5 protein-coding genes are annotated in these 17,707 nt (G+C 75.7%); all 5 read left to right on the top strand.

What is annotated here, in order from left to right:
* A partial coding sequence (locus V6U88_RS15170) for a type I polyketide synthase (protein WP_334453492.1) occupies positions 1-2,951 on the top strand: 2,951 nt, incomplete at its 5' end.
* Entirely contained in the window at positions 2,948-14,830 is an 11,883-nt protein-coding gene (locus tag V6U88_RS15165; protein WP_334453490.1) for a type I polyketide synthase, read from the top strand. The genes V6U88_RS15170 and V6U88_RS15165, both read left to right, overlap by 4 nt.
* A gap of 75 nt (positions 14,831-14,905) precedes the next feature.
* Positions 14,906-15,208, top strand: coding sequence for a hypothetical protein (locus tag V6U88_RS15160; protein ID WP_154938578.1), 303 nt, complete (start codon positions 14,906-14,908; stop codon positions 15,206-15,208).
* Positions 15,208-16,110 carry a proline iminopeptidase-family hydrolase gene (locus tag V6U88_RS15155; RefSeq protein ID WP_334453488.1) on the top strand — a complete coding sequence of 301 codons (903 nt, stop codon included), beginning with the start codon at positions 15,208-15,210 and terminating at the stop codon, positions 16,108-16,110. The genes V6U88_RS15160 and V6U88_RS15155 overlap by 1 nt, the downstream gene beginning before the upstream one ends.
* A 17-nt stretch (positions 16,111-16,127) precedes the next feature.
* Positions 16,128-17,699 carry an amino acid adenylation domain-containing protein gene (locus V6U88_RS15150; protein WP_334453486.1) on the top strand — a complete coding sequence of 524 codons (1,572 nt, stop codon included), beginning with the start codon at positions 16,128-16,130 and terminating at the stop codon, positions 17,697-17,699.
* The last annotated feature ends 8 nt before the right edge of the window (positions 17,700-17,707 follow it).

The raw sequence follows: 17,707 nt of genomic DNA, 5'->3' as shown, positions 1-17,707 counted from the left end.
CGACGACGTTCCTGGAACTCGGCCCCGACGCCGCCCTCACCCCGATGATCGAGGGCATCCTCACCGACGACGTCACCGTCGTCCCCAGCCTGCGGCGCGGACACGACGAACAGCGCCAGGCCCTCACCGCCCTGGCCAAGTTGCACGTCACCGGCATCACCGTCGACTGGACCGCGCTGCTTCCGCAGGCCGGCCGCGCCGTCGACCTGCCCACCTACCCGTTCCAGCGGCAGCGCTACTGGCAGCGGGCCAGCACCTCCGACGGGGACCTCGGGGCCGTCGGGGTCGACGCCGCGCGGCACCCGCTGCTCGGCGCCGCCGTCACCCTCGCCGGCTCGGACAGCACCGTCCTCACCGGACGGCTCTCCGTGCACAGCCAGCCCTGGCTCGCCGACCATGTGGTGGGCGGCGCGATCCTGCTGCCGGGCACCGGCTTCGTGGAGCTGGCGCTGAGCGCGGGCGGGCAGGTCGGCTGCGACGCCCTCACCGAGCTGGTCCTCGAGGCGCCGCTGGTCGTACCGGAACGCGGCGGGGTCACCGTCCAGGTGTTGCTCGGCGCGGCCGACGAGACGGGCAGCCGGCCGGTCACCGTCCACTCCCGCGACGGGGGACCGGACCAGCCGTGGACCCGGCACGCCACCGGCACCGTCGCCCCCGCCACCCGGCCGCCGTCGTTCGACCTGGCCGCGTGGCCGCCGCCGGGCGCCGCCCCGGTCGACCTCACCGGACGGTACGACGCCCAGGCCGCCGCCGGGCTCGCCTACGGTCCGGCGTTCCAGGGGCTGCGCGCCGCGTGGACCGCCGGCGACCAGGTGTACGCCGAAGTGGCCCTGCCGGCCGGGGACGGCGCCGACGACGGCTACCGGATGCACCCCGCCCTGCTCGACGCATGCCTCCAGGCGGTCGGCCTCGACACCGCCCAGGTCGGGCCGGTCCGGCTGCCGTTCGCCTTCTCCGGCGTCACCGTCACGGTCCCCGATGCCACCACCGTCCGGGTGCGGATCACCCCGGCCGGGGACGGGGTACGTCTCGACATCGCCGACGCCGCCGGCCTGCCGGTCGCCTCGGTGGACACGCTCACCCTGCGGGAACTCTCCGCCGCCCAGCTCGCCGCCGGCCGGCCGGACCCGCTGTACCGGCTGGCGTGGCAGCCCGCCGGAACGGTCGACGCGCCTCCGGTGCGCTGGGCGGCGTGGGAGGACGTCCGCGACGACGTACCCGAGGTGGTGGTGCTGCGGTCGGAGCCCGGCCGGGACGCCGCCGCCGTGCACCGGGCGACCCACCGGGCCCTGGAGCACGTCCAGACCTGGCTCGCCGACGACCGGTACGCCCGATCCACCCTGCTGGTGGCGACCCGGGGCGCGGTTGCGGTGACCGACGAGGAGGCCCCCGACCTGGCCGGCGCGGCCGTCTGGGGGCTGGTCCGCTCCGCCCAGTCGGAGCAGCCGGACCGGATCGTCCTGGCCGACCTCGACGACCCGGACGACCCGGCGGCGCTCGCCCTGGCCGTCGCGACCGGGGAACCGCAGGTCGCCGTCCGCGCCGTCCGCGCCCACGTGGCCCGGCTCGCCCGGCTCACCGCCACCCCGGACGCGCCGCCGGCCACCGTGTTCGGCGAAGCGGGGACCGTGCTGGTCACCGGCGCGACGGGCCTGCTTGGCCGGCTCGTCGCCCGGCACCTGGTCACCACCCACGGCGTACGCCGGCTGCTGCTGACCAGTCGGCGGGGCGCGGCGGCGGCCGGGGCGGACGACCTCGTCGCCGAGCTGACCGCGCTCGGCGCGCACGTCCGGCTCGCCGCCTGCGACATGGGCGACCGGGACGCCGTGGCGGCCCTGCTGGCCGGGCTCGACCCGGCGCACCCGCTCACCGGGGTCGTGCACTCCGCCGGTGTGCTCGACGACGGCGTGATCGGCTCGCTCACCCCGGACCGCGTCGACGTGGTGTTCCGCCCCAAGGTGGACGCGGCGCTGCACCTGCACGAGCTGACCGCCGGGCTGCCGCTCACCGCGTTCGTGCTCTTCTCCTCCGCCGCCGGGGTGGTCGGCAACCCCGGCCAGGGCAGCTACGCCGCCGCCAACGCGTGCCTGGACGCGCTCGCCGCGCACCGCCGGGCCGCCGGTCTGCCCGCCCAGTCGCTCGCCTGGGGAGCCTGGGCCGGCGACGCCGGGATGGCCGCGAACCTCGACGCCGGCGACCGGGCCCGGGTCGAGCGGACCGGCGTCCGCCCGCTCGCACCCGCCGAAGGGCTCGCGCTGCTGGACGCGGCCGCCGCCACCGACGCGGCGGTGGTCGTACCGGTGGGATTGGACCTGGCGGCGCTGGCCGGCGTACCCGACCTGCCGCCGCTCTTCCGCGGCCTGGTGCGGCGACCGGCGCGTGCCGGTGGCGGGGCCGGGCCGGACGCCGCGGCGGCCCTGACCCGGCGGCTGGCCGCGCTGCCGGCCGGCGAGCGTGAGGCCGCGCTGCTCGACGTGGTGCTCACCCAGGCGGCGGCGATCCTCGGGCACGCCGGCCCGCAGGACGTCGACCCCGACCGGGCGTTCCAGGAACTCGGCTTCGACTCGCTGAGCGCGGTGGAGTTCCGCAACCAGCTCAACAGCGCGACCGGGCTGCGACTGCCCGCGACGCTGGTCTTCGACCACCCCAACGCGCGGGTCCTCGCCGCCGAACTGGTCACCGCGCTCGCCCCGGCCCCGGCCGACGGGCTGCCCGAGGACCGGGTACGGGAGGTCCTCCAGGGCATCCCGCTGAGCCGGCTGCGCGAGGCCGGGCTGCTGGACCGGCTGCTCGAACTCGGCGGGCTCGCCCCCACGCCGGACACCATCACCGCCCCCGCGGCGGACGACGAGGCCGGCCGCTCGATCGACGAGATGGACGCCGACGACCTGATCAGCATGGCGCTGGGCGACCAGGACCTCGACGACTTCATGACAGGAGACCCTCGATGACCGACGACAAGCTCGTCGCCGCGCTGCGCAGCTCGCTCAAGGAGACCGAGCGGCTGCGCGCGCAGAACCGGCGGCTCACCGCGGCCGCCCACGAGCCGGTCGCGATCGTCGGGATGAGCTGCCGCTTCCCCGGCGGGGTGAGCACGCCGGAGCAGCTGTGGCGACTGGTCGCCGACGGGGTCGACGCGATCGGCGACTTTCCCGCCGACCGGGGCTGGAACGTCGACGAGCTCTACGACCCGACCGGCGAACGGCCGAACACCAGCTACGTCCGGCAGGGCGGGTTCCTCGCCGACGCCGCCGCCTTCGACCCGGCGTTCTTCGGGATCAGCCCCAACGAGGCGACCATCATGGACCCGCAGCAGCGGCTGCTGCTGGAATGCGCCTGGGAGGCGTTCGAGCGGGCCGGGATCGACCCCGGCACGCTGCGCGGCAGCCGTACCGGAGTATTCGCCGGGCTGATGTACCACGACTACGCCAGCAGCCACGCCACCGGCTCGGTCGCCTCCGGCCGGGTGGCGTACGCGCTGGGGCTGGAGGGGCCGGCGGTCACCGTGGACACCGCCTGCTCGTCATCGCTGGTCGCGTTGCACCTGGCGGTGCAGGCGCTGCGGTCGGGGGAGTGCACCCTGGCGCTCGCCGGTGGCGCGGCGGTGATGGCGACGCCGGAGGCGTTCGTCGAGTTCAGCCGCCAGCGGGGCCTCGCCCCGGACGGCCGGTGCAAGTCCTTCGGCGCGGGCGCCGACGGCACCGGATGGGGCGAGGGTGCGGGCTTCCTGCTGGTGGAGCGCCTCACGGACGCCCAGCGGCTCGGCCACCCGGTGCTCGCCGTGGTACGCGGCACGGCCGTCAACCAGGACGGGGCGTCGAACGGCTTCTTCGCCCCGAACGGTCCCGCCCAGCAGCGGGTGATCCGGGCCGCCCTCGCCTCGGCCGGCGTCCCGGCCACCGAGGTGGACGTGGTGGAGGCGCATGGCACCGGCACCACCCTCGGCGACCCGATCGAGGCCCATGCCCTGCTGGCCACGTACGGCCAGGAGCGGCCCGCCGACCGCCCACTCTGGTTGGGGTCGATCAAGTCGAACCTCGGGCACACCCAGGCCGCCGCCGGGGTGGCCGCCGTGATCAAGATGGTGCAGGCGATGCGGCACGGGGTGATGCCCCGGAGCCTGCACGCCGAGGAGCGCTCCCCGCAGGTGGACTGGTCGTCCGGCGCGGTCGAGCTGCTGACCGAGGCGCGCGAGTGGCCGGCGGACGGGCACCCGCGCCGGGCCGGCATCTCGTCGTTCGGGCTCTCCGGCACCAACGCCCACGTCATCGTCGAACAGGCCCCGGAGTCCGCTGCGGAACCGGACGCCTCCACCGCCCCGCCCCCGTCGCTGGTGCCCTGGGTGCTGTCGGCGAAGTCCGACGCGGCGGTACGGGAACTCGCCAGCCGCTTCGCCGGCGTCGCCGCGCACCTCGCGCCGCCGGACCTGAGCGCCGCGGCCCGAACCCTGGTCACCGGTCGGGCGGCCTTCGGTCACCGGGCGGTGGTGCTGGGCGCGGACCCGGCCGAACTGTCCGCCGGGCTGACGGCGGTGGCGGCGGGGAAGCCGGCGCCGAACGCCGTCTCCGGTGTCACCCGGGCGGGTCGGCTGGCGGTGTTGTTCACCGGTCAGGGCGCGCAGCGTCTGGGCATGGGTCGTGAGCTGTACGGGGTGTTCCCGGTGTTCGCGTCGGCCTTCGATGCCGTGGTGGCGGAGCTGGATGTGCACCTGGATCGGCCGTTGCGTGAGGTGGTCTGGGGTGATGACGAGGAGTTGGTCCGGCTCACGGGTTACGCGCAGGCGGGGTTGTTCGCCGTCGAGGTGGCGCTGTTCCGCCTGGTGGAGTCGTGGGGTGTGCGGCCGGATTTCGTGGCGGGGCATTCGATTGGTGAGTTGGCTGCCGCGCATGTTGCCGGGGTGTTGTCGCTGGGGGATGCGGCTCGGCTGGTGGCGGCGCGGGGTCGGTTGATGCAGGCGTTGCCGGCTGGTGGGGCGATGGTGGCGGTGCAGGCGTCGGAGGAGGAGGTCCGGGCGGCGCTGGCGGGACCGGATGCCTCTGTCGCGTCCTACAAAGCTGATGACGTAGACGATTCAGCCCCCACCGGCACCGGCTCGGCTGTCGGCGACGGCAGCGGCCACGGCACCGGGGCGGTCGGGGGGAACGGTCACGGCCACGGCGTGAGTGCGGGGAACGGTCACGGCCACGGCGCGGTCCCGGCCAACGGTGGCGGCGACGGCATGGTCGCAGCCAACGGCGTCGGCATCGGCTCGACGGCAGGCGCCGGGGTGGACATCGCCGCCGTCAACGGCCCCCGGTCCGTGGTCATCTCCGGCCCGGAAGCAGCCGTGCTCGCGGCCGCTGAGCACTTCACGAACCTGGGTCGCAAGACCACCCGACTGCGGGTGAGTCACGCGTTTCACAGCGGCTTGATGGACCCGATGCTCGACGACTTCCGCGCGGTCGCGGCGAGCCTCGCCTATGCCGAGCCGCAGCTTCCGGTGGTGTCGAACCTGACCGGCGCACTGGCCACGGCCGAGTTGACCGATCCGGAGTACTGGGTGCGGCACGTCCGCGAGGCCGTGCGCTTCGCCGACGGCATCACCGCCCTGCACGCCGCCGGTGCCACCACGTTCCTCGAACTCGGCCCCGACGCCGCCCTCACCCCGATGATCGAGGGCATCCTCACCGACGACGTCACGATCATCCCCAGCCTGCGGCGCGGACACGACGAACACCGCCAGGCCCTCACCGCCCTGGCGAAGCTGCACGTCACCGGCACCACCGTCGACTGGACCGCGCTCCTCCCGCAGACCACCGGCACCGTCGACCTGCCCACCTATCCCTTCCAGCGGCAGCGGTACTGGCTGCACACCCTCGACTACCTCGCCGAGTCCTGGCTGGCCGGCGCGCTCGGCGACGACCCCGCCGCGCTCGGCCTCACCCCCGTCGACCACCCGCTGCTGCGCGCCGCCGTGGCCACCGCCCAGGCCGACGGCCTCGTCCTCACCGGCCGGCTCTCCCGACAGGCCCAGCCCTGGCTCACCGACCACGACGTGCTCGGCACCGTGCTGCTACCCGGCACCGGCCTGGTCGAACTCGCCCTGCGCGCCGGCGAGGAGGTCGGCTGCCACCGCCTCGACGAGTTGACCCTCACCGCGCCACTGGTGCTGCCCGAACGCGGTGACGTCATGGTGCAGGTCGTCGTCGGCGACCCGGACACCGCCGGACGTCGCACCGTCGGCGTCTACTCCCGCTCGCCCGGCGGCCGCTGGACGCTGCACGCCGACGGCTTGCTCGCCGCCGACGCCGTCGAACCGTCCGTCGACCTGACCGCCTGGCCGCCGCCGGGCGCGACGCCGCTGGACACCGAGGCGGCGTACGAGCGGCTGCGCGGGCGGGGATACGCGTACGGGCCGACGTTTCAGGGGTTGCGGGCCGCCTGGGAACGCGGCGACGAGCTGTACGCGGAGGTGGCCCTGCCCGACGAGGCGCACCCGGACGCCGCCCGCTTCGGCCTGCACCCGGCCCTGCTCGACGCCGCCATGCACGCCTCCCTGCTCCAGGACCACGACGGTTCCGGGGCGACCCTGCTGCCGTTCGCCTGGAACGGCGTGTCCCGGCACGCCGTCGGGGCCATCGCGCTGCGGCTGCGGATGGCCCCCACCGGCCCGGACAGCGTCACCCTCGCCGTCGCCGACCCGTCCGGGCAGCCGGTGCTCACCGTCGGGTCGCTGGTCTCCCGGCCGGTCTCCGCCGCCCAGCTCGACGGCGTCCGGGCCGGCCGCGACCAGGTGCTGCACCGGGTGCGATGGCAGTCGGCAGCCACCCCGGACGCAGCGCCGGACCCGGCCCGCTGGGCGGTGCTCGGCGACGCCGCCGCCGTACCGGGGGTGCCGGCGTACGCCGATCTGGACGCGCTGGGCGCGGCGGTCGACGTACCGGAGGTGGTGCTGCTGCCGCTCGGTGCCGGCGACGGCGACGTGCCGGCGGCGGTCCGGGAGGTGACCCGGGCGGCGCTGGCGGCCGTGCGGGCCTGGCTGGCCGACGAGCGGTTCGCCCGCTCCCGGCTGGTCCTGCTCACCCGGGACGCCGTGGTCACCGGCCCCGACGACCGGGTGGCGCTGGACCAGGCGCCGGTCTGGGGCCTGGTCCGGGCGGCCCAGGCGGAGAACCCGGAGCGGTTCGTCCTCGCCGACACCGACGGCCGGCCGGAGTCCTGGGCCGCGCTGCCGGCGGCCCTCGCGGCCGGGGAGCCGGAGCTGGCGCTGCGCGCCGGACGGCTGCTGGTACCCCGGCTCGTCCCGGCGACCGACGCCACGGCGACCGACGCCGCGACGACCGACGGCGCGACGACCGACGCCGCGACGACCGCCGACGGGACGCGCGACCACGCCACGACCGGCGAGCCGGCGACCGGCGGCTTGAGCGACGGCACGGCGCTGGTCACCGGGGGTACCGGTGGGCTCGGCGCGCTGGTGGCCCGGCACCTGGTCACGGCGCACGGCGTGCGTCACCTGGTGCTGACCAGCCGGCGTGGGCCCGCGGCCCCCGGCGCGGACGCGCTGGTCACCGAGCTGACCGGGCTCGGTGCGACGGTACGCGTCGCGGCCTGCGACGCCGCCGACCGGGACGCCCTCGCCGCCGTGCTGGCCGACATCCCCGCCGCGCACCCGCTGCGGATCGTGGTGCACGCCGCCGGGGTCGCCGACAACGGCGTCGCCGCCACCCTCACCCCGGAACGGATGGCGGCCACCCTCGCACCCAAGGTGGACGGTGCCTGGCACCTGCACGAGTTGACCCGCGAGGTCGACCTGGCCGCGTTCGTGCTCTTCTCCTCCGCGGGCGGGCTGGTGCTCGCCGCCGGCCAGGCCGGCTACGCGGCGGCGAACGTCTTCCTCGACGCGCTCGCCGAGTACCGGGTCGCGCGGGGGCTGCCGGCGACCTCGCTGGCGTACGGGCTGTGGGGCACCGACGCGGGGCTGGGCGCCGCGCTCAGCGACGCCGACCGGGAACGGATGGCCCGGCAGGGCTTCCCCGCCCTCACCGAGGCCGACGGGCTGGCCGCGTTCGACACCGCGCTGCGGGACCGGCCGGTCACGCTCGCCCCGCTCCGGATCGACCCGGCCGCCGTGCGCACCGACGCCGGCATCCCCGCGCTGCTGCGCGCGCTGGTCCGCCCGCCCCGGCGGTTGCGCCGGGCCACCGACACCCCGGCCGGCGCGACCGTCGGGCGGTTTGCCGGACTGTCCGGCCCCGACCGGGTACGCGCCCTGCGCGACCTGGTCCGCGCCCAGGTCGCCGCCGTCCTCGGGTACGACTCGGCCGAGGCGGTGGAGCCGGACCGGGCCTTCTCGGAGCTGGGCTTCGACTCGCTGTCGGCGGTGGAACTGCGCAACGCGCTCGGCGCGGCGACCGACCTGCGGCTGCCCGCCACGCTGATCTTCGACTACCCGACCGCCGACGCCGTCGCGGCGTACCTCGACTCGCTGCTCGGCGGCTTACAGGCCGACGCCCCCACCCAGGGCGGGCCGCGCCCGGTGGACGAGCCGATCGCCATCGTCGGGATGAGCTGCCGCTTCCCCGGCGGGGTCGGCTCGCCCGAGGAGCTGTGGCGGCTGGTCGCCGACGGGGTGGACGCGATCGCGCCGCTGCCCACCGACCGGGGCTGGGCCGACGACCTGTACCACCCCGAGCCGGGGCGCCCCGGCCGCTGCTACGCCCGGGCCGGCGGCTTCCTGCCCAACGCCGCCGACTTCGACGCCGGCTTCTTCGGCATCAGCCCCAACGAGGCGTACGCGGTGGATCCGCAGCAGCGGCTGCTGCTGGAGTGTGCCTGGGAGGCGTTCGAGCGGGCCGGGATCGACCCGGGCACGCTCAAGGGCAGCCCCACCGGCGTCTTCGCCGGCCTGATGTACCACGACTACGGCTACGGCAGCTCCGCCGGCGGCAGTGCGGCGGCCGGTCGGGTGTCGTACGTGCTGGGGCTGGAGGGCCCGGCGGTGGCGGTGGACACCGCCTGCTCGTCGTCCCTGGTGGCGCTGCATTTGGCGGTGCAGGCGCTGCGGTCGGGGGAGTGCTCGCTGGCGCTGGCCGGTGGCGTGACCGTGATGGCCACCCCGGAGATCCTGATCGAGTTCTCCCGGCAGCGCGGCCTCTCCCCGGACGGCCGGTGCCGCTCCTTCGGGGCGGGCGCCGACGGTACCGGCTGGGCCGAGGGCGCCGGCTTCCTGCTGGTCGAGCGCCTGTCCGACGCCCAACGGCTCGGCCACCCGGTGCTGGCCGTGGTGCGCGGCTCGGCGGTCAACCAGGACGGCGCGTCGAACGGCTTCTTCGCCCCGAACGGCCCGTCACAGCAGCGGGTCATCCGTGCGGCCCTCGCCTCGGCCGGGGTGCCGGCCGCAGAGGTGGACGTGGTCGAGGCGCACGGCACGGGTACGACCCTGGGTGACCCGATCGAGGCGCAGGCGGTGCTGGCCACGTACGGCCAGGAGCGGCCGGCGAACCGTCCACTCTGGTTGGGCTCGATCAAGTCGAACCTGGGGCACACCCAGGCCGCCGCCGGGGTGGCCGGCGTGATCAAGATGGTGCAGGCGATGCGGCACGGCCTGATGCCGCCGACCCTGCACGCCGAGGAGCGCTCCCCGCAGGTCGACTGGTCGGCCGGGACCGTCGAACTGCTGACCCGGCCCCGCGAGTGGCCGGTGAACGGGCACCCGCGCCGGGCCGGCATCTCGTCGTTCGGCCTCTCCGGCACCAACGCCCACGTCATCCTCGAACAGGCCCCGCCGCCCCGGACCGGGGAGCCGGAGGCCGAGCCGCTCGGGCCGTTGCCCTGGCTGCTCTCCGCGCGATCCGAGGCAGCGCTGCGGGCGCAGGCCGCCCGGCTGCACCGGCACCTGTCGGGCCGGCCGGAGATGCGGCTGCCGGACGTGGCGTACTCGCTGGCGACCGGCCGCGCCGCCCTGGAACAGCGGGCCGCCGTGCTGGGCGCCGACCGCGACGAACTCCTCGCCGGGCTGGCCGCCCTCGCCGACGGCGGGGCGGCGGCGACTGCGCTGTCCGGTGTGGCCCGGGGCGGTCGGCTGGCCGTGCTCTTCACCGGCCAGGGCGCGCAGCGCCTCGGCATGGGCCGCGAGCTGCATGCCGCGTTCCCGGTGTTCGCCGCAGCCTTTGACGCGGTGGTGTCTGAGCTGGACGTGCACCTCGATCGGCCGTTGCGTGAGGTGGCCTGGGGCGATGACGAGGAGCTAATCCGGCTCACGGGTTACGCGCAAGCCGGCTTGTTCGCGGTCGAGGTGGCGCTGTTCCGGTTGGTGGAGTCGTGGGGTGTGCGGCCGGATTTCGTGGCCGGGCACTCGATCGGGGAGTTGGCCGCCGCGCATGTCGCGGGGGTGTTGTCGCTGCCGGATGCGGCTCGGCTGGTGGCGGCGCGTGGGCGGTTGATGCAGGCGTTGCCCGCTGGTGGGGCGATGGTCGCGGTGCAGGCGTCGGAGGAGGAGGTGCGGGCTGCCCTGGCGGGAGCGGATGCCTCTTCCGCGTCCTACAGAGCTGATGACGCAAACGATTCAAGCTCCAACAGCCACGGCCCGGCGGCGGGTGCTGGTGTGGACATTGCTGCCGTCAACGGCCCCCGCTCGGTGGTCATCTCCGGCCCCGAAGCCGCCGTGCTCGCGGTCGCCGAGCACTTCACCAGGCTGGGTCGCAAGACCACCCGCCTTCGGGTGAGTCACGCCTTCCACAGCTGGCTGATGGACCCGATGCTCGACGACTTCCGCGCCGTCGCGGCCAGCCTCACCTATGCCGAGCCGCAGCTTCCGGTGGTGTCGAACCTGACCGGTGCCCTCGCCAGCAGCGAGCTGACCGACCCGGAGTACTGGGTGCGGCACGTCCGGGAGGCGGTCCGTTTCGCCGACGGCGTCACCGCCCTGCACGCCGCCGGTGCGACGACGTTCCTGGAAATCGGCCCCGACGCTGCCCTCACCCCGATGATCGAGGGCATCCTCACCGACGACGTCACCGTCGTGCCCAGCCTGCGGCGCGGACACGACGAACACCACCAGGCCCTCACCGCCCTGGCGAAGCTGCACGTCACCGGCACCACCGTCGACTGGACCACGCTGCTCACCGGCACCCGCGTCGAGCTGCCCACCTACCCGTTCCAGCGGCAGCGCTACTGGCGTCCGGAGCGGCCCGGCGGCGAGGGGGCCACCCCGGCCGGCCTCGCCGCGACCGAGCACCCGCTGCTCGGCACGTCGGTGGCCCTCGCCGACACCGACGGCCTGCTCTTCACCGGCCGGCTCTCCGTCGACGCCCAGCCCTGGCTCGCCGACCACGCCGTCGGCGGCACCGTCCTCTTCCCCGGCACCGGCTTCGTCGAACTGGCGGTCGCCGCGGGCGAGCGGACCGGCACCCCGGTGGTCGAGGAGCTGATCCTGCACGCCCCGCTGGTGCTCCCCGAGAACACGGCCGTCACTCTCCAGGTCGCCGTCGGCGCGCCCGACGACACCGGCTCCCGGGCCGTCACCGTCCACGCCCGCGCCGGCGAAGCCGATCCGTGGACCCGGCACGCCGAGGGCAGGATCGGCGCGGGCGGCACGGCGCCCGCCGTGGACCTGACCACCTGGCCGCCGCCGGGGGCGACCCCCCTACCGACCGGCGACGCGTACGAGCGGATGGCCGAGCGCGGCTACGGCTACGGTCCGACCTTCCAGGGGCTGCGGGCCGCCTGGCAGCGCGGCGAGGAGCTGTACGCCGAGATCGCCCTGCCGGACGCCGCGCACGCCGAGGCCGAGCAGTTCACGCTGCACCCGGCCCTGCTCGACGCCGCGCTGCACGTGCTCGGGCTCGCCGACGGGGACGCCGACGACCAGGGCGGCACGATGCTGCCCTTCTCCTGGAACGTGGTCACCGCGCACGCCGCCGGTGCCCGGGGGCTGCGGGTCGCGATCCGCCCGACCGGGCCCCGCGAGGTCTCGCTGGACCTGGCCGACCTCTCCGGCGCGCCGGTGGCCAGTGTCGGTTCGCTCGCCCTGCGGGAGGTGGCCGCGGAGCAGCTCCGGGCCGCCGCGCCGGGCCGGCAGGAGGGCCTGTACCGGCTCGCCTGGACCCCCGCCGCCGACCTGCCCACCGCCACCACCGGAGCCGGATGGGCTGTCATCGGCCAACCCGCCCCCGGCGACCCTGACCTCGCCGGGCGCAGCACTGGCACCGGTCCGGCGAAAGCTCCGGACCCTGCCGCGCTTGGCGGGGACGGCGGCCGGGCGAACGACGGGGACCTCGCTGCGCCCGGCGCCGACACCGGTCCGGCGAACGACCCGGCTCTCGCCCTGCGCGGCGGGGACGGCGCCCCGACGAGCTACCAGGATCTCGGCGGGGGCGGCAGCCTTCCCAGCTACCCGGACCTCGCCGCGCTCGGCGCCGCCGTGGACGCTGGCCTTTCGGCGCCCGACGTGGTGCTCTTCCGGGTCCCCCGCCCGGAGACCACACCCGCCACCGCCGAGCGTGCCGAGCCGAACACCGGCGTCGACGTCCCGGCGGGGGTACGCGGCTGCGTGAACGAGGTCCTGGACGTCGTACAGGGCTGGCTCGGCGACCCTCGCTTCACCGCCGCCCGGCTGGTCCTGATCACCGAGGGCGCGGTCGGCGCGGACGGCGCGGACGTGACGCTGACCCAGGCGCCGGTCTGGGGGCTGCTCCGGGCGGCGCAGGCGGAGAACCCCGGCCGCTTCGTGCTGCTCGACACCGACCGGACCGACGCCTCCCGGGACGCCCTCGGGCCCGCCCTGGCCACGGACGAGCCCGAACTGATGCTCCGGGCCGGCCGCGTCCTGGTGCCCCGCCTGGTCCGCGAGCCGTCCGCCCCGGCCGACACCCCGGCCGGGCTGGACCCCGACGGAACCGTGCTGGTCACCGGCGGCACCGGCGGTCTGGGCGCCCTGGTGGCCCGGCACCTCGCCGGGGCGTACGGGATCAGGCACCTGCTGCTGACCAGCCGGCGGGGGCCGGCGGCGCCCGGGGTGGACGAGCTCCGCGCCGAGCTGGCCGCGCTCGGCGCCACCGCCGACGTGGTGGCCTGCGACGTCGGCGACCGCGACCAGCTCGCGGCGCTGCTCGCCACCGTTCCCGCCGAGCGCCCGCTGACCGCCGTGGTGCACGCGGCGGCGGTGGTGGACGACGGGGTGGTGGGCTCGCTGACCCCGGAGCGGATCGACGGGGTGCTGCGCCCCAAGGTGGACGCCGCCTGGCACCTGCACGAGCTGACCCGCGACGCCGACCTGGCCGCGTTCCTGCTCTTCTCCTCCGCCGGCGGGCTGGTCCTCGCCGCCGGGCAGGGCGGGTACGCGACCGCGAACGTCTTCCTCGACGCGCTCGCCCAGCACCGGGTGGCGGCCGGCCTGCCCGCCACCTCGATCGCCTACGGGCTGTGGGGCACCGACGTCGGCCTGGGTGCCTGGCTCACCGAGGCGGACCTGCAACGGATGGCCCGGCAGGGGCTCCCTGCGCTGACCGTGCCGGAGGGGCTGGCCGCCCTCGACACCGCGCTGCGCAGCCCCCGCGCGACGCTGGTGCCGGTGAAGGTCGACGTGGCGGCGCTGCGCGCCCGCGCCGACGACCCGCCCGCGCTGCTGCGCGGCCTGCTGCCCCGGGTACGGCGGCGCAGCGCCGCCGCCGCGGTCGACCCGGAGTGGTTCGCCCGCCGGCTCGCCGGCCAGTCCCCGGCCGAACAGGAGCGCCAGGTCACCGAGCTGGTACGCGGCCACGCCGCCGCCGTGCTCGGCCACGACGGCCCGGAGGCGGTCGACCCGGAGCGGGACTTCCTCGAACTGGGCTTCGACTCGCTCGCCGCGGTGGAGCTGCGCAACCGGCTCAACGCGGCGACCGGGCTGCGGCTGGCCCCGATGGCGGTGTTCGACAACAAGAACCCCGCCGCGCTGGCCCGGCACCTGCGCGCCGAGCTGGCCCCGGCCGACGGTGGGGCGCCCGCACCGGAGCCGGCCGCCGAGCCGGACACCCTGGCCGGGCTGTTCCGCGCGGCGGTGCTCGGCAACGAGGTGCTCAAGGGCTTCAACCTGCTGCGGGCGGTGGCCGACCTGCGCCCCCGGTTCACCTCCGCCGCCGAATTCGGGGCGGTACCGCCGGGCGTCACCATGGCCGACGGCCCCGGAGCGCCCGTGCTCATCGGGATCAGCACCCCGATGGCCACCGGCGGCCCGCACCAGCACGCCCGGCTGGCCGCCGCGTTCCGGGGGCGGCGCCCGATGGTCTCGCTGACCAACCCGGGATTCGTCGCCGGTGAGCGGCTACCCGAGTCGGTGGACGCGGTGGTCGACGTGCTCGCCGAGAGCGTCGTCCGGGCCGCCGCCGGGCGCCCGTTCGTCCTGGTCGGCTACTCCTCGGGCGGGACGCTCGCCTACGCCACCGCCGGGCACCTGGAACGCACCGGGGGGGTACGCCCCGCCGGGGTGGTGCTGATGGACACCTACCGGGTCGACACCGACGACCGGGACCAGTCCCGGCTGATGGAGCAGCTCACCGTCGGGCTGGTCCAGGCCGACGCCCGCTTCGGGATGCTCAACAGCGCGGCGCTGTCGGGGATGAACCGCTACTTCGACCTGGTGCCCCGGTTCCGGCTGGACCCGGTCGAAGCCCCGGTGCTCTTCGTCGGCGCGGCCGAGCCGTTCCAGCCCGACGCGGCCGACGACGACGGCTCCTGGCAGGCCCGGCCCTGGGAGCCGACGCACGAGTACCGCACCGTCGCGGCCACCCACTTCACCATGATCGAGGACCACGCGACGGTCGCCGCGGAGGTCATCGAGGAGTGGCTCGGGGCGCTCCCCGCTAGGGGCTGATAGGGGTATGGACCGCCCGCCCCGATCCATAGTGTCTGCCACGGGAAGCGATCGACGCACGATAGGGAGCAACGGATGAGCACCGACGGCAGCTGGCAGCTGGACATCGAGAGCCCGCTCGGCAAGCAGAGCCTCTGGGTCGACCTGACCGCCGAGGGCGAGAAGCTGATCGGCAAGGCCCGGGCCAACGGCCAGGTCATCGACCCGGACATCATTGACGGCGAGCTGGTCGGCGACGTCGCCTCGTGGAAGATCAAGTGCCGCAAGCCGGTCCCGCTGACCATGAAGGTCACCGTCACCGTCAACGGCGACACCATGACCGGCAAGGCCAAGCCGGGCATGTTCGGCACCTTCCCGGTCACCGGCCGCCGCGTCTAGTGACCGCACCGACGACCAAGGGGACGGCGCCGTTCGGCGAATTCCGGACCTGGTACCGGGTCACGGGGGAGCTGTCGCCGGGGCGGACCGCGCTGGTGGTCGTGCACGGCGGCCCCGGCAGCACCCACGACTACCTGACCAGCCTCTCGGTGTTCGCCGACGGCGGCACCCCCGTCGTCCACTACGACCAGCTGGGCAACGGGGGCTCCACCCACCTGCCGGACCGGCCGGCGGAGTTCTGGACCGTCCAGCTCTTCCTCGACGAGCTGGACAACCTCCTGCGCCACCTCGGGATCGCCGACAACTACGTGCTGTTCGGCCACTCCTGGGGCGGCCTGCTGGTGGCGAAGCACGCGGCGGCGGCGCCAGCCGGGCTCAAGGGCCTGATCATCGCCGACGCCCCGGCGTCGTACCCGCTCTGGCTGTCGGCGATGGCCGAGCTGCGCGGCGCGCTGCCGCCCGGGGTCGACGAGACGCTGCGCCGGCACGAGGCCGCGGGCACCACCGACAGCGACGAGTACCACGCGGCCACCAAGGTCTTCTACGACCGGCACCTGTGCCGGCTCGACCCGTGGCCCCGCGACTACCAGGCCTCCTTCTACGAGCTCTACAACGACCCGACCGTGTACCTCGCGATGAACGGACCGAGCGAGTTCCACGTCATCGGGTCGCTGAAGGACTGGGGCGTCACCGACTGTCTCGCCGACATCCGGGTACCGACCCTGGTCATCTCGGGCCGCCACGACGAGGCCACCCCGGCCATCGTCCGGCCCTTCGTCGACCTGATCCCGGACGCGCGGTGGGAGCTGTTCGACGACTCCAGCCACGTGCCGCACCTGGAGGAGCCGGAGCGGTTCCGCCAGACGGTGGGCGACTACCTCAAGACCGTCGCGCAGGTGTGAAGAAGGACGGACATCCGATGACCGACGCGGTCGGGCGGTTCCCCGCCGACACCCTGGACCAGTTCGTGCTCGGCCCCGCCGCCCTCACCCCGGACAAGCCGGCGGTGGTCGAGCGGGCCGGCGGTGTGCTGGTGACCGTCACGTACGGCGAGCTGGCCCGCGCGGTCGACGCGCGGGCCGCCGCGCTGACCGAGGCGGGCGTGGGCACCGGCGACCGCGTCGTCATCGAGTCGCACACCTCCGCCGCCGCCATCGCGGTGCTGCTCGCCTGCTCCCGGCTCGGCGCGGCGTTCATCCCGGTCGACCCGGACACCCCGGACCTGCGGGTCCGGGCCATCGTCGAGGCGACCGACCCGGTGCTGCACGTCCGGCCCGCCGGCCGTCCGGCCCGGGACCTGCCGGCGGCCACCGCCGTCGCCGAGTTCGGCCCGGAGGGGCTGGTCGCCCCGGCCGGCAAGCCCCGGCAGCGCCGCCGGCGCGCGGTGGTCGGCACCGACCCGGCGTACCTGATCTTCACCTCGGGGACCACGGGGCAGCCCAAGGGCGTGGTGCTCAGCCACCACGCCGCGCTGGCCTTCTACCGGGGCGCCCAGCGCTTCGGCGTGGTGGCCGCCGACGACGTGGTGGCCAGCACCTCACCGCTGGCCTTCGACGTCTCGCTGTTCGACCTCGGGGTCACCCTGGGCAGCGGGGCGACCCTCGCGCCGGTGCCCCGCGAGTTCCTGAGCTTCCCGCGCCGGCTGCTCGGCTTCCTCGCCGATGCCGACGCGACCGTGGTGCACGGTGTGCCGTCGCTGTGGCGGCCGCTGCTGCGCCACGAGCCGGACGGCCTGGCCGCCCTGGACCGGCTGCGCGGCATCCTCTTCGCCGGGGAGAACTTCCCCCTGGCCGAGCTGCGCCGGCTGCGCGAGCTGCACCCGGGGCTGCGGGTGGTCAACGCGTTCGGCGCGACCGAGACGGTGGCGTGCTCCTTCGCCGAGGTGCCCGACCCGATCCCCGCCGACGCCGAGCGGCTCTCCATCGGCGACGGCTACCCGGGCGCGGAGCTGCTGCTGGTCGACCCCGACGGCGCGGTGGTCGACGCGCCCGGCGCGGTCGGCGAGATCCACGTCCGCTGCCCGTCGCTGTTCAGCGGCTACTGGGACGACCCGGCGGCCACCCGGCAGGTGCTGGTCCCCGACCCGCTGGAGCCGCGTTCCGGGCAGCTCGTCTACCGCTCCGGCGACCTGGCGTACCGGGGGGCCGACGGGGAGCTGTACTTCTGCGGGCGGACCGACTCGATGGTGAAGATCCGGGGCAACCGGATCGAGCTGGGCGAGGTGGAACGCCGGCTGCTGGACCATCCGGCGGTCGGCGCGGCGGTGGCGCTGGCCGCCCCCGCGGCCGACGGCGAGCCGAGCCTGCACGCCTTCGTGGTGCCCCGGGAGGGCGCCACCGTCGGCGCCGCCGAGCTGGTGGAGCGGTGCCGGCGCAGCATGCCGGCGTACATGGTCCCGGCGCGGTTCCACTTCCTGACCGAGCTGCCGCTGACCGCCAACGGCAAGGCGAACCGGACCGCGCTGGCCGAGCTGGCCGGCGCGGCCCGGTAGGCCGCCGG

The organism is Micromonospora sp. CPCC 205739 (genome assembly GCF_036906795.1).
Classification (GTDB): Bacteria; Actinomycetota; Actinomycetes; order Mycobacteriales; family Micromonosporaceae; genus Micromonospora.
Note: the sequence above shows the minus strand (reverse complement) of the source record. Positions and strands in the feature narration are given on the sequence as shown.